The 13066-nt window shown below is 56.3% G+C and carries 14 protein-coding genes; 9 read left to right on the top strand and 5 right to left on the bottom strand.

The genetic code is table 11. The features are described from left to right. Positions 1-200 precede the first annotated feature (200 nt). The 4 genes from DHN55_RS11650 to DHN55_RS11635 all read left to right on the top strand — a co-directional run bounded on the left by DHN55_RS11650 (position 201) and on the right by DHN55_RS11635 (position 4014). Positions 201-893 (top strand): TetR/AcrR family transcriptional regulator, encoded by a 693-nt coding sequence (locus tag DHN55_RS11650; protein WP_337660194.1) that lies wholly within the window; start codon positions 201-203, stop codon positions 891-893. Positions 894-1086: 193 nt separating this feature from the next. Next, positions 1087-2118 carry a TRAP transporter substrate-binding protein DctP gene (locus DHN55_RS11645; protein ID WP_108881430.1) on the top strand — a complete coding sequence of 344 codons (1032 nt, stop codon included), beginning with the start codon at positions 1087-1089 and terminating at the stop codon, positions 2116-2118. 34 nt (positions 2119-2152) lie between these two features. After that, complete coding sequence (locus tag DHN55_RS11640; protein WP_108881429.1) at positions 2153-2704, top strand: TRAP transporter small permease subunit; 552 nt, start codon at positions 2153-2155, stop codon at positions 2702-2704. Continuing rightward, positions 2701-4014: a TRAP transporter large permease subunit gene (locus DHN55_RS11635; protein ID WP_108881428.1), complete on the top strand. Its 1314-nt coding sequence runs from the start codon at positions 2701-2703 to the stop codon at positions 4012-4014. The genes DHN55_RS11640 and DHN55_RS11635 overlap by 4 nt, the downstream gene beginning before the upstream one ends. Before the next feature lie 42 nt (positions 4015-4056). Here DHN55_RS11635 and DHN55_RS11630 read toward each other — a convergent pair whose 3' ends face one another. Further along, on the bottom strand, positions 4057-4503 hold the full coding sequence (locus DHN55_RS11630) for a MarR family transcriptional regulator (protein ID WP_108881427.1): 447 nt from the start codon (positions 4501-4503) through the stop codon (positions 4057-4059). Between the two features lie 69 nt (positions 4504-4572). On the opposite strand from DHN55_RS11630, the gene hmgA reads away from it, so the two are divergent. The 5 genes from hmgA to DHN55_RS11605 are packed head-to-tail and all read left to right on the top strand — an operon-like array spanning position 4573 to position 9644. Beyond that, positions 4573-5889, top strand: coding sequence for a homogentisate 1,2-dioxygenase (gene hmgA / locus DHN55_RS11625; protein WP_337660193.1), 1317 nt, complete (start codon positions 4573-4575; stop codon positions 5887-5889). Positions 5890-5895: 6 nt separating this feature from the next. Next, entirely contained in the window at positions 5896-6912 is a 1017-nt protein-coding gene (locus DHN55_RS11620; RefSeq protein WP_108881426.1) for a fumarylacetoacetate hydrolase family protein, read from the top strand. Beyond that, on the top strand, positions 6905-7855 hold the full coding sequence (locus tag DHN55_RS11615) for an MBL fold metallo-hydrolase (RefSeq protein ID WP_108881425.1): 951 nt from the start codon (positions 6905-6907) through the stop codon (positions 7853-7855). Before DHN55_RS11620 ends, DHN55_RS11615 begins: the two co-directional genes overlap by 8 nt. A gap of 3 nt (positions 7856-7858) precedes the next feature. Further along, complete coding sequence (locus tag DHN55_RS11610) at positions 7859-9463, top strand: FAD-dependent monooxygenase (protein WP_108881424.1); 1605 nt, start codon at positions 7859-7861, stop codon at positions 9461-9463. After that, positions 9450-9644 carry a DUF2783 domain-containing protein gene (locus tag DHN55_RS11605; protein ID WP_108881423.1) on the top strand — a complete coding sequence of 65 codons (195 nt, stop codon included), beginning with the start codon at positions 9450-9452 and terminating at the stop codon, positions 9642-9644. Before DHN55_RS11610 ends, DHN55_RS11605 begins: the two co-directional genes overlap by 14 nt. Positions 9645-9660: 16 nt before the next feature. Here DHN55_RS11605 and DHN55_RS11600 read toward each other — a convergent pair whose 3' ends face one another. The 4 genes from DHN55_RS11600 to DHN55_RS11585 all read right to left on the bottom strand — a co-directional run bounded on the left by DHN55_RS11600 (position 9661) and on the right by DHN55_RS11585 (position 13033). Next, positions 9661-10056, bottom strand: coding sequence for a DCC1-like thiol-disulfide oxidoreductase family protein (locus tag DHN55_RS11600; RefSeq protein WP_108881422.1), 396 nt, complete (start codon positions 10054-10056; stop codon positions 9661-9663). Continuing rightward, positions 10053-10571, bottom strand: coding sequence for a hypothetical protein (locus tag DHN55_RS11595; protein WP_108881421.1), 519 nt, complete (start codon positions 10569-10571; stop codon positions 10053-10055). Before DHN55_RS11595 ends, DHN55_RS11600 begins: the two co-directional genes overlap by 4 nt. Beyond that, positions 10561-11514: a hypothetical protein gene (locus DHN55_RS11590; protein WP_337660192.1), complete on the bottom strand. Its 954-nt coding sequence runs from the start codon at positions 11512-11514 to the stop codon at positions 10561-10563. Before DHN55_RS11590 ends, DHN55_RS11595 begins: the two co-directional genes overlap by 11 nt. A 139-nt stretch (positions 11515-11653) precedes the next feature. Beyond that, positions 11654-13033, bottom strand: a complete 1380-nt coding sequence (locus tag DHN55_RS11585; protein ID WP_108881419.1) for a hypothetical protein — start codon at positions 13031-13033, stop codon at positions 11654-11656. Positions 13034-13066: the final 33 nt, after the last annotated feature.

Below are 13066 nucleotides of genomic sequence, written 5' to 3'. Positions count from 1 at the left end.
AGTTTGATCGACCGACATTGGCAAGGCTTGCATATTCGTCGGCTGATCGTGGTTGTCGGCCCTGGATTTTTCCAGTCGTGTCCTAGCGTTCAATTTCTGGACATGCATTCATTTTATGATGCAATTGCGATGCGGAGTCAATTCATTGTATGATTATGGACGCACGATCATATCAATTGAACCTCCGGGCAAGCCGCAAGTTGAACAGCACTCAGAACCTGCAATCAGAGGATCGGCAGCCACGCCGGTATTCCAGCGAGGAGAGCCGTCGCCTGCTCATCGAAGCAACGCTTGAGTCAATTGTGGAGGTTGGTTTTTCCAGTACATCGGTCAGCGAGATCGTTAGCCGCGCAAAGCTGTCACGCGGCATGGTTCATCTGTACTTCGACAACAAGGATGCGCTGCTGATCGCCGCCGCGCGGCATTCGGCAGAGGTTTACTACAACACTCTGTCTGAACAGCTGGATACCGCAGGCTCAAGCCCGCAGAAAGTTGTTGAAACTGTTGTATTGAGTGACCTCGGCGAGAAGCTGCTGAACGAGCAAACCATAAAAATCTGGTTTGCGTTTCGCGGTGAAGCCCATGCCAATAAAGCCATCGCCCAGTTCAGCGACACGCGCGATGACCACTTGCGGGACATGATTTTCAATGCGTTCCTTGAGATAGCCACCGCACAGCAGGCGACTGATCCAGGGAAAATTGCCAGAGATGCGACCCACGGTACGTTGGCCTTGCTGGAGGGCATGTGGACGGACTATCTGCTGCATTCAGATTCATTCAGCCGCACATCAGCGGCGCGCATCATATTCCGGTTTCTGTCCGCGCTGTTCCCGCAGCATTTCAACCTTGAGGGCGCGGTTGTGGAACGGGATCTGCCCTGCACATCCTCATAAAGATTCAGATACGCACGGCGGGTTCGGACCTGATTGCGCGCGGATATGTTCAGCTTTCGAAGTCGCAGTTCGCCCAGGTGGGGGCTTGATAGTTACAAAAGAAACTATCACCCTTGCACTGTCTGAAAAATATGCGGCGCGTCGATCGCAGACCGCATCGCAATAACGAAAAGTCCCGGGAGGATTTCCAATCATGAAGTTTGGTTTCAAAACGCTGCTGAGTGCAGGGCTGCTGGCGTCCGGCATGGCTCTTTCCAGCATGTCCGCCTTGGCTCAGGAAGTGACGTTGAAGGTTCACCATTTCCTGCCGCCGAAGGCGACGACCCATGCCAAGGTGCTGGTGCCGTGGAAAGAGGCTGTAGAAAGCCAGTCCGGCGGACGGATCAAGGTTGAAATCTATCCGGCCATGCAGCTGGGCGGCAAGCCGCCGCAACTCATGGACCAGGTGCGTGACGGCGTGGCAGACATCGTCTGGGCGCTTCCCGGCTATTCTCCCGGACGATTCCCGAAGATAGCCGTGTTCGAACTGCCATTCATGGTGTCCGATGCGACTGCAACGTCGCAGGCGGTGCAGGAGTATTATGAGACCCATGCCAGGGAAGAGTTTTCAGATGTGCATGTCCTGCAGTTTCACACCCATGCCCGGGGCCTGTTCCACACGGTCAAGAAACCGATCAAGTCCGTGGACGATTTCAAGGGGCTGAAAATGCGCGCGCCTAATCGCGGCATTGGTGAAGCCCTCGGAGCGCTAGGCGCATCGGCAGTCTTCATGCCGGTACCGGCACTGCCGGAAGCCTTGTCCAAGAACGTGGTCGACGGAGCAGTGATCCCGTGGGAGATCGTGCCAGCCCTGAAAATACATGAGCTGGCACCGAACCACACCAGGACGCCCGGCGCTCGTGGCCTGTACACGGCTGTTTTCGTGTATGCGATGAACAAGGCCAAATACGACGGACTTCCAGACGATCTGAAGAAGGTCATTGACGACAATTCGGGCATGGCAATGGCCAAGAAAATCGGGGAAGCATGGGACGTGGCGGAAAAGCCGGGTGAGGGGCTTGCCTCTGCCAAGGGCAACCCGATCATTGATCTGAGTGAAGCCGATATTGCCAAAATGCGTGAGATCACCAAACCGGTCACCGACAAGTGGATTGCCGACATGGGTGCGGACGGGCAAAAGCTGCACGATGCCGCCAGTGCGTTGCTGGACAAATACAGCAAGTGATATCGGGGGCATCCGATTGTTGAACCGCTGAAGAATGGGTGACGGCGTCCACAAGGGCTCCAGTCTGAAACGCGTTGCAAGGTCAATTGAGTGGCTTTGCGGCGCGTTCGCTGTTGCCGGTGGCTTCGTCCTGTGCGTCATCGCCATGACGACGGTCGTCAGCGTGCTTGGGCGCAAATTCTTCGGTGGCGCGATTACCGGTGACTTCGAGATCGTGGAGATCGGTTGCGCCGTTGCGGTGTCTCTGTTCCTGCCCTATTGCCAGTTGAACAAGGGCAATGTGATTGTGGACTTTTTTACCCTGAAGGCGTCCCCGGCCGCACAGCGCCGGCTCGACGCATTGGGCTGCGTGCTGCTGACCCTTGTCGCCATGCTGATGACATGGCGCCTCGGGGCCGGCGGCATATCCCTGTATTCCAGCAATGACCAGACGATGGTCCTGCAGGTTGGAACCTGGTGGGCATTTCTCGTTGTAGTGCCGTCAATGGCATTGCTGAGCGCGGTCGGCATTTTGACAACGATGCGAGCCTTGAGTGATGACAGCACCACACCGGACAACTCCGCGACACCGGAAACAATGTCATGAGCGGTCCGGTAATCGGCATGGTTGCCGTGGCGGCGATGCTGGCCATGATGGCGCTGCGCATACCGATTGCCATTTCCATGTTCCTGGCCGGGGCGGTCGGGTATGTGTCGGTTTCCGGATGGATCCCGCTGCTGGGCTACCTGAAGACCAGCCCGTATTACCAGATGTCTTCCTACTCGCTGTCGGTGGTGCCGCTGTTCCTGCTGATGGGGCATCTGGCAACCCATTCAGGCATGTCGAAAGCCTTGTTCAATGCGGCCAATGTCGCGCTTGGCCGGTTCCGCGGCGGTTTGTCCATGGCTTCGATCGGGGCATGTGCGATGTTTGGCGCCATATGCGGGTCTTCCCTGGCAACGGCAGCCACAATGGGGCAGGTCGCCTTGCCGGAAATGAAACGCCGCAAGTATTCCGATGCGCTTGCCACCGGCACAATGGCGGCCGGAGGCACCCTGGGCATCCTGATTCCACCGTCTGTGATCCTGGTGATCTATGCCATTCTCACCGAACAGAATGTCGCTAAAATGTTTCTCGCGGCTTTCGTGCCGGGCCTGCTCGCAGCGGCAGGTTACCTGATCGCCATAGCGATTTATGTCCGGCTCAATCCGGAAGCGGGGCCGGCCGGAGAGCCGCTCAGCAAACTGCAGATACGCGAGGCACTGCTGGGGTCTGCGCCGGCGGTGGTGGTTTTTGTCGTTGTTATCGGCGGTATCTACGGCGGAATATTCACACCCACCGAAGCGGCAGCCTTCGGCGTCATCGGGGTTGGCGCAATAGCCCTGGTCAACGGCATGCGCTGGGCCGGCCTGAAGGACGCCCTGACCGGCACGGCGGTCTCGACGGCGATGATCTACATGATCCTGCTGGGCGCGGACATTTTCAACGCTTTCCTGTCGCAAACCCAGTTGCCGCAAACCCTGGCTGCCTCCATCGGCGGGTCAGGCCTGTCGCCAATGACAATCCTCATCATGATCCTGGTCCTGTACCTGGTGCTGGGCTGCGTGATCGATGCGCTGTCGATGATACTGCTCACCATTCCGATCTTCTTTCCGATTATCAGCGCGCTCGATTTCGGCATGAGTCCGGAGCACACGGCCATCTGGTTCGGCATCATTGTGCTGATTGTTGTGGAAGTCGGGTTGATCACACCGCCGGTGGGCATGAATGTCTTTGTGATCAACAAGCTGGCCGGAGATGTTCCGCTTGCCGACAGCTTCAAGGGCGTCGTGCCGTTTCTGATATCAGACTTCGTGCGGGTGGCGTTGCTGCTGGCGTTCCCGGCCATCACACTGTTCATGCTGGAGATATTTTGACGAGAGGTCTGAGCGATAGCTGCCACAAACCTCTTGTGCCGTCTACGGATCCAGCACTCCCAAAGCTTTCTCCAGAATCGAGATGCCGCGCAGCATGTCATTACGCTCCGTGGCGGTCAGTCCGGACAAAAGCTGAACCTCGAACTCCAGCATCCGGGGCTCAAGCTGCTTGTAGGCCTGCTCGCCGCGTAGCGTCAGGTTCAGCTTTTCCAGCCTGCGGTCCGCGGCATCTCTTTTGCGGGTCAGCCAGCGCCTGGTGTTGAGGGAGCTGACCGCCCGGCTGACCTTGGTCTTGTGCATGGAAGAATGTGCACCGATCTGCTTTGCCGTCAGCTCGCCGAACTGGGCGAGAGTGGAAAGGGTTCGCCATTCAGGAACCGTGAGACCATACTTTTTCCGGTAGATGGATGAGAGCTGGATGCTCGCGGCGGCGGCAGCGCGGTTCAACCTGTATGGCAGGAAGTTCTCCAGCTGTAGTTTCTGGCCCATATATCTCTCTTGATAGTTACAAATGTAACCATCATTCTTACCCGATCACTGAAGCAATTGTAATCACCAATGGACGACATGATGAAACTGCAATACCAGCCGGGCTTCGGGAATGACTTCGAAACAGAGGCCCTGAAAGGCGCCTTGCCACAAGGACAGAATTCACCGCAAGACTGTGCCTACGGGCTTTATGCGGAACAATTGTCAGGCTCTCCGTTCACGGCATTGCGCGGTCAGAACGAAAGATCCTGGCTGTACCGGATCCGGCCGTCGGTGAAGCATGTCGGACAGTTCAGCAAGCTTGATCTGCCCGGTTGGAAAAGCGCCCCGTGCCTTGATGATCATGATTTAACGCCCACACAGCTGCGCTGGGACCCGCCGCCATTCCCTGACGGTGAGGTGTCGTTTGTGGAAGGCATGCGCACGGTTACCACCGCCGGTGATGTGAACACGCAGACCGGCATGGCGGTTCATCTGTTTTTCGCCAGCAGATCAATGACGGCGGAAAGTTTTTTCAATGCTGACGGAGAACTCCTGATCGTGCCGCAGCAGGGCCGGCTCCTGGTGTTCACCGAAATGGGCAAGCTCGACGTGGGCCCGTGCGAAATCTGCCTGATACCACGAGGCATGAAATTCCGGGTCGAGGTGATTGACGGACCGGCGCGCGGATATGTGTGCGAAAACTACGGCGCCAAGTTCACCCTGCCAGAGCGCGGTCCCATCGGCGCAAACTGCCTGGCCAATCCGCGTGACTTCAAGACGCCGGTTGCGGCATTTGAAGATGTGGATGAACAGCACACGGTGATCATGAAATGGTGTGGTGGGCTGTATGCAAGCGACATTGATCACTCGCCCATGGACGTGGTTGCTTGGCATGGCAACTACACCCCTTTCAAATACGACCTGAGGACTTTTTCGCCGGTCAATGCGGTTCTTTTCGATCACCCGGACCCGTCCATTTTCACGGTCCTGACAGCCCCGTCCGAGAGTCCCGGCACCGGCAATATCGATTTTGTCATCTTTCCGGAGCGGTGGTCGGTGGCAGAACACACGTTCCGGCCACCCTGGTATCACATGAACATCATGTCGGAGTTCATGGGGCTGATACACGGCGTCTATGATGCCAAGGAAGAAGGCTTCGTGCCCGGTGGCATGAGCCTGCACAATTGCATGTTGCCGCATGGACCTGATGTTGATGCGTTTGAGAAGGCAAGCACGGTGGACCTGAAACCACACAAGCTGGAAAACACACTGGCATTCATGTTTGAAACCCGGTTTCCACAACACCTGACAAGCTATGCCGCCCGGCTGGAAACCCTGCAGGACGATTACACCGATTGTTGGGATGGCCTGGAAAAACGGTTCAACTCCGAGGATGCCGGATAATTCTCCATGAAGCTGGCATCCCTTGATAATGGCACCCGCGACGGTTCTCTCGTGATCGTAACATCCGACCTGACACGGTGTGTTGGTGTGTCCGCGATTGCGCCAACCCTGCAGCAGGCACTGGACAACTGGGACGAAGTAACCCCGGAGCTGGCACGTCACGCTGCGTTGCTGGAACGCGACGAAGACATGGGCGGGCCGTTCGAGCAATCCCGCTGCCGGTCACCGCTGCCTCGCGCGTTCCAGTGGGCAGATGGATCGGCCTTCGTGAACCATGTGGAACTGGTTCGAAAAGCCCGTGGCGCGCAAATGCCTGAAAGCTTCTGGGCAGAGCCGCTGATGTACCAGGGCGGGTCGGACAGTTTTCTGGATCCGCACGGTGAAATCGTGCTGGCGCATGAAGCCTGGGGCATGGATTTCGAAGCCGAGATTGCGGTTGTCACCAATGATGTGCCGATGGGGGTGTCGCGCGAGGCGGCACTCGACCATGTTGTGCTGATCATGCTGGCCAATGACGTGTCTCTGCGAAACCTCATACCGGGTGAACTGGCAAAGGGATTCGGGTTTTTCCAGTCCAAGCCGTCAACAGCATTTTCTCCGATAGCTGTAACACCGGACGAGCTCGGGACCGCCTGGGCGGATGGCAAGCTGCATCTGCCGCTATTGTCCGACCTGAACGGCAAGGCGTTCGGTAAACCGGATGCCGGCGTCGACATGACGTTCGATTTCGGCGACCTGATTTGCCATGCCGCACGTAGCCGGCCCCTGTGTGCAGGCTCGATAATCGGTTCCGGTACCGTTTCCAACAAGGGGCCAGAGGGATCGCCGGGCAAGTCGGTCACCGATGGCGGGGCGGGGTATTCCTGTATCGCGGAGTTGCGGATGGTCGAGACTATCCGCGATGGTAGTGCGCACACGCCGTTCATGTCGTTTGGAGATGTCGTGGACATCCGAATGATGACGGAAGCGGGCAGTTCGATTTTTGGCTCAATCACACAAAAGGTTGTCAGACACCATGGCTAAACAATTCGCATCCACCGGTGACATGGAAGAGAAGAAGATTTCATTCAACGAGATCGGCGACAACCTGTACGCCTTTACCGCTGAAGGTGATCCGAACACCGGCGTTATCATTGGCGATGACAGTGTGATGATCGTTGACGCGCAGGCCACGCCCCGGCTTGCCGGCAAGGTCATCGAGAAAATCAGAACCGTGACCGACAAGCCGATCACGCATGTGGTGCTGAGCCATTATCATGCGGTACGCGTGCTTGGCGCGTCTGCCTATGGTTCCAATGAGGTCATCATGTCCGAAATGGCCCGCGCCATGGTTGTTGAACGTGGCCAGGAGGACTGGGATTCGGAGTTTGAACGGTTTCCCCGGTTGTTTCAGGGCCATGAAAGCATCCCAGGCCTGACCTGGCCCACAGCGACTTTCAATGACCGCATGACGGTCTATCTCGGCAATCGCCGCATCGACCTGATGTACCTCGGACGAGCCCACACTGCCGGTGATATCGTGGCCCATGTGCCCGATGCAAACGTCATGTTTACCGGGGACATCGTCGAGTACAAATCTGCGTGTTATTGCGGGGACGGGCATTTCCTGGATTGGCCGGAAACGCTTGAGACCATACGCGACTGGGATGTCGATGCGATCGCACCGGGCAGGGGGGACGCGCTTGTCGGCCGTGAAATGGTTGGCGAGGCGCTTGATCTTACCGCCGACTTTGTTCGCTCAACCTTCAATCCGGTTGCCCGGATTGCCCTGAAGGGCGGCGATCTGAAGGCTGCATACGAGGCATGCCGCGAACAATGTGATCCGAAGTTTTCCGACTATGCCATCTATGAACACTGCCTGCCATTCAATGTGGCACGCGCTTTCGATGAGGCTCGCGATGTGGATACGCCGCGCATCTGGACCGCGGCCCGCGACAAGCAGATGTGGGAAGCGCTGCAGGGTTAGTTCATGAGCAGTTACGACTACCAGCCGTTCGAATACTCCGTCGCACCGGAACTGTCGGGCAAAGGCACTGGTCCTTATCCGGTTGTCATAATAGGTGCCGGACCGGTTGGGCTCAGCGCAGCAATCGACCTGGCGCTGCATGGAGTGCGCTGTGTCGTGCTGGACGACAATGATGTGGTGTCGGTCGGCTCCCGGGCCATTTGCTGGGCCAAGCGCACGCTGGAAATATTCGACAGGCTCGGTGTCGGCGAGCGCATGGTGGAAAAAGGCGTGACCTGGAAAGTCGGACGGTTGTTCCATCGTGACCGCGAGGTCTACAGTTTTGACCTGCTGCAGCAGGCCGGACACAAAATGCCCGCCTTCATCAATCTGCAGCAGTACCATGTCGAGCAATATCTGGTTGACAGATGTGCCGACTTTCCAGATCTGATCGATCTCAGGTGGAAGAACAAGGTAACCGGCATTGGACAGCACAAGGACGCGGTAACGCTTCAAGTCTCCACGCCGGACGGCGACTATGACCTGGAAGCGGGTTTCGCTGTTGCCTGCGATGGCGCGCGCTCGCCGGTTCGTTCAATGCTCGGCCTGTCGTTCGAAGGCACGCATTTCGATGAACGGTTTCTGATAGCAGATGTCGAGATGAAGGCGGATTTTCCGTCCGAGCGCTGGTTCTGGTTTGAACCGCCGTTTCATTCAGGCCAGTCTGCCCTGCTGCACAAGCAACCGGACAATATTTACCGCATTGACCTGCAATTGGGCGCAAATGCCGATGCGGAGGAAGAGAGCAAACCGGAGCGGGTTGTTCCCCGCATCAAGGCGATGATGGGAGATCGTCCCTTCGAGCTTGACTGGGTCTCGGTGTATTCGTTTCAGTGCGCCCGGCTCGAGCGCTTCGTTCACGGCAGGATCGTCTTTGCTGGTGATTCAGCGCACGTGGTTTCGCCGTTCGGTGCCCGTGGCGGCAATGGCGGTATCCAGGACATAGACAATCTGTGCTGGAAACTTGCCCAGATTGTCAGGTTTCAGGTGCCGACTGAGCTGTTGGAAACCTACAATACGGAACGCGTTGAGGCAGCGGATGAAAACCTGTCGAATTCCGCGCGTGCCACGTCCTTCATGACGCCGAAGTCGGCGATGGAGAAACGGTTTCAGGAAGCAACGCTGCGCCTGGCAGGTGAGGTGGAATTTGCCCGGACCCTGGTCAATTCCGGGCGCTTGTCGGTGCCATGCAGTTATGCTGCCAAACATCAAAACCTTGGCGTGGAACACAAACTTCCTGAACCGGCGTGTCCCGGTGCACCAGCCCAGGACGCACCCCTGGGCGATGACTGGCTGTTGAACAGGACCGGCAATAATTTCTGTCTGCTGTTGATAGGATTGTCGATGCCGGACGGGGAAGAACCACCCGATGGTGTTGTGATCCTGGAAGTAGAGGCAAGTGACGATGTTCGCGCGCGCTATCTGGGTGATGAGCCACAGGCGCTTTACCTGTTGCGGCCGGACCAGCACATCGTCGCCAGATGGACGCAGTATTCAAGGAGCTGTGTGAGCGAGGCAATATCAGGTGTGCTGGCAAACAACCGGGAGAACTTTCATGTCACAGGGTGACCAGCTTGTTACGGCACTGAACATGGCTGAACATGACGACTTTTATGCGGATCTCTTAAACGCCCATGACGGATTGAGCGACGAAGAGAGCCAGGCATTCAATGCCCGCCTCATTCTCATACTGGCCAATCATATTGGAAACCCTGATGTGCTGAAGCAGGCATTGCTGGCGGCCCGGTAAGCTGGTCACCTGCCGATCATTCCCGGTTTTCCAGATTGTTCAGCTTGGTATTTCCAAGCATAGCCAACAGCAGGGCGCGGCCTGTCTTGAGAATCGGATAGAGGATCCTGGACAGGGTTTTTGACCTGAAAACCAGGAAGTTCATCCTGTTGAACACACCGGTTTGGGTGCTCAGCAATGCCAGGGTGTGGATGGCGTCCGCGCCATGATAGAACTGATCTCCGATCTTGAGGACAAAACCTTCGTCCATATCAAGGTTCAGTGCGTTGATTTCCTTGACGATTGGCGGGTTGTCGCGAGCATTGAGAAGCTCGAAAGTCCCGGCGGCCTGCTTGATTGACAAATGTTGGGTATAGTTCCGGCAAACCGGGCAATCGCCGTCATAAACAAGGGTGATTGCAGGAGATGTCATGGTTTCAGTTCAGCTTCGCCCCGGAAAATTTTTCCGCATACCTTTCCGGCATAGTCGAATGTGCTTTTTCCGGTCCAGCGGATTTCAAGAATTGCGTGTGGCAACCGTTCAGGCCGGATCGGGTTTCGCTTCATCTCCTTCTCCGTCACGATAAATCGTAAGGGGACACCGATATACCTGGGATTGTTCCTGAGCAATTTTTTTATGGACTCCACTTTCAGGGGCCGGCAGCGGAAAATGAAATACAGGTTGTCGCGCGCCAGCGTAAGAACGTCTTTTTGGTCCATGGTTACCTCAAACCCCTCAAAACGCGCATCGAAAAAATGAATTAAGGGGGTGGGATGAGGACCGGTATACATGCCATAGCCCCCCAGTTTCCACTGGTTTATCATATCCCGCGATACCAGGTTCAGATGAACAACGATCCATACCGAATGGACCAAAATAAGCCCCAACAGGACGATCTTTTGAATGGACCAGCCGGACGGCTTTGAGAATGGAAGTTCAAAGGACATAATTGACGAACTCCCCAATTCCGTGCATGTCGATCAGCAGCAGAGCACCACAAACTGCAAACAGCGAATAAGACATTCCCACTCTGAATGCTATACACAACAACGCAATGTTCAGGACCTGAAAATTCATCTCGTCCGCATACAGCCCCGCGCCAAGCAGAAAGCCCACTTCGACTGTCAGGAAAATCAACGATTTGACACCGGCCAGAAGCAGTAATCCTACCGCGATCTGCCAGATCACTATGAACGTGCCAAGGAATATGTGCCAGCCGCATGGATTGTTCAGCGTGTCTTCAGAACAAAGAATGCGAAACATGTTTTCGGTGGTAGTGCCAAAATAACTCAAGTAGGCAATGTACGATCCGTCGAGATAGGTGCCTGCAAGCAGCTTCTGCGCCGCAGCACCCAGCATGACAACACCGAGGGTGATGCGCAGGTAATCTGCATACAGCGGTTGTTGCCACCATTTCGTGAAGAATATCGCGATCGGTATCGTCCAAACGGCAAGCCAGCCGTGGTTTGCCTGGCCGGACCATGCGATAGCAACATCATACAGGAAGACGACGCAGAAAGCGGCGACGGCAATCCGGCTGTATTTCTCGGACAAGGTGCCTGCCAGTGTAACGACTGCACCTAAAAGTACAGCTGTCGAAAAAAACCAATGAAAATTGTCCGGTTTGAACTCACCCGGAATCCGTTCGAAACACACCGACAGCATCGCCGTCATCAATGCCAGCCGGATGTACTTGCCAACGTCCTCGCCAGACTTCACCACCGGAACAGGCATCAATATGTCCGGCAACTTTGGAATTGTCAGCCCCTGCATGCTCATCGCCCACTCACCATTGCAATTCTTACAGCAAGGTAACTCGATAGCAGACAATAACATCTTGAACAATCGCAAGTCGTGCGGATTGTGGAAGAATATTGCGGTGGCGCACATTCCCCCCTTGTGATGCTGCGAAAGCGTCAGGAGAACGACTTAAGAACAGGCACGCCGGCCACGGGTGTGTAAATCTGAGTCAAGATCACGAGCCACGCAATTGCCAACCCGACTGGCTCTCACATCTGTCCAGCAGGGCTCAGGGCTGATTGATTTGCCTGCTGAGGGAGCGCGCGGTTTGCTTTGCACTTTCGTCGCCAGCGTCGACAGCCTTGTTGTACCAGTCCAGCGCCAGTTTGGAATCCGGCCTCAGGCCCTGCACACCCAGTTGAGCAAATATGCGCGGGTCATAGGTAGAACCGATCCTGGCGGCGGCAAGCTGATCGCCCTGCTGGAAAGCGTGCTGATAGAGCTGACGTGCCGATACGATGTCGCCAAGCAGCAATAATTTGTCGCCACGCTCAAGCAGAATACTAACCTTCTTGCCGTTCTTTGAAGGCAGAGGACTCTTGCTGTCATCTGCCGTTTTATCCTCGGCCAGATCGGAGTTTCCCAGCTCCATTGATTCCGGCGGTACACTCAATGCGCTTTCAATGGCAGCATCGTCGGCATCGGTGGCTGTCGCAGAAACAGTGTTGGACTTGGGAGCTGTCACCTGTGGCGACAGGCTGGCAACTTTCTGTTCCGTTTCCTGCTTTGCTGTTTCAACAGGCACCATGATGAGTTCGCTGGTGGCAGTATCGGAAGCCGCTGCCGCTTGCGCCTTGTTCAGGTTGTAGATGGTGTCAGGCGCTGCCGGCATCGCTGTGGGGGCGATACGCACAAGCCGTTTGGCTGCCGGTTTGACGAAGTTGGGAGCCGGTTTGGCGGGCTTGGATTCAGCAACGACCTGCTTGGCAGCAGCTTCATTCTGAACCTGGATCGGTGCAACTGGTTCACGAACCGGTTCGGCGGCTTTTTCAGTCTCCAGGTCCGGCAGCCGGGGAATTTCAACCGCTGCTACTTCGGTTACTTCCTCAACCGCTTGCTGCGGTTCGATCGCAGAAGATGAAGATAGTGCCAACGCTTCCGCGTTCTGGAAGTGGGAGCTCGACGAATCCTCCACGGCGCTGCCGCCACCTGCTGCAGATGCGGTTTGCAGACCTTGCAAATCCGGCGCATCCAGGCTGTAGGAGGAGAGGAACTTCCAGTCGTCGGCTGTCCTGTAGTAAAATGCGCCAAGGCCGCTGGCACCGATAAACATCAGCGCAGCAGAGAATGCATACCACTTGCGGGCCTGCCTGTTGCGATGGGCGTCAAGCTGGGCGCGCCGATGTGCCATGACAGCCATGCGGTGTTCGAAGACCTCTTCGCGGGACCTGAATTTTGACGCGCGCGCAGGGCGCTGCGCGGCCTTTGCAGGGATGTCGCGGGCATCATGTTTAACTGCACCTGCACCAAGCGGGGAAGATGTCGAGGACGGGTCGGCGTCATCCAGGTTGGTCGCCTGTTGATCATTCCAGATTTCATCGCCTATTTCGGCCAGATCTAGCCTTAATGAATCCAGTGAACTTCGATTGTCGTCGGCCTTCTTGCTCATGATGTCATTTTCCCTGTTACGCGCGCGACCTCG

Origin of the sequence: Anderseniella sp. Alg231-50 (genome assembly GCF_900149695.1) — a bacterium.
Lineage (GTDB): Bacteria > Pseudomonadota > Alphaproteobacteria > Rhizobiales > Aestuariivirgaceae > Anderseniella.
The sequence above is the reverse complement of the archived record's forward strand: the minus strand, read 5'-3'. Positions and strand labels throughout refer to the sequence as shown.

Coding starts and splice junctions, on each gene's coding strand:
- DHN55_RS11645 (WP_108881430.1), top strand. CDS start 1,087: ATGAAGTTTGGTTTCAAAACGCTGCTGAGTGCAGGGCTGCTGGCGTCC.
- DHN55_RS11640 (WP_108881429.1), top strand. CDS start 2,153: ATGGGTGACGGCGTCCACAAGGGCTCCAGTCTGAAACGCGTTGCAAGG.
- DHN55_RS11635 (WP_108881428.1), top strand. CDS start 2,701: ATGAGCGGTCCGGTAATCGGCATGGTTGCCGTGGCGGCGATGCTGGCC.
- DHN55_RS11630 (WP_108881427.1), bottom strand. CDS start 4,503: ATGGGCCAGAAACTACAGCTGGAGAACTTCCTGCCATACAGGTTGAAC.
- hmgA (WP_337660193.1), top strand. CDS start 4,573: ATGGACGACATGATGAAACTGCAATACCAGCCGGGCTTCGGGAATGAC.
- DHN55_RS11620 (WP_108881426.1), top strand. CDS start 5,896: ATGAAGCTGGCATCCCTTGATAATGGCACCCGCGACGGTTCTCTCGTG.
- DHN55_RS11615 (WP_108881425.1), top strand. CDS start 6,905: ATGGCTAAACAATTCGCATCCACCGGTGACATGGAAGAGAAGAAGATT.
- DHN55_RS11610 (WP_108881424.1), top strand. CDS start 7,859: ATGAGCAGTTACGACTACCAGCCGTTCGAATACTCCGTCGCACCGGAA.
- DHN55_RS11605 (WP_108881423.1), top strand. CDS start 9,450: ATGTCACAGGGTGACCAGCTTGTTACGGCACTGAACATGGCTGAACAT.
- DHN55_RS11600 (WP_108881422.1), bottom strand. CDS start 10,056: ATGACATCTCCTGCAATCACCCTTGTTTATGACGGCGATTGCCCGGTT.
- DHN55_RS11595 (WP_108881421.1), bottom strand. CDS start 10,571: ATGTCCTTTGAACTTCCATTCTCAAAGCCGTCCGGCTGGTCCATTCAA.
- DHN55_RS11590 (WP_337660192.1), bottom strand. CDS start 11,514: ATGTGCGCCACCGCAATATTCTTCCACAATCCGCACGACTTGCGATTG.
- DHN55_RS11585 (WP_108881419.1), bottom strand. CDS start 13,033: ATGAGCAAGAAGGCCGACGACAATCGAAGTTCACTGGATTCATTAAGG.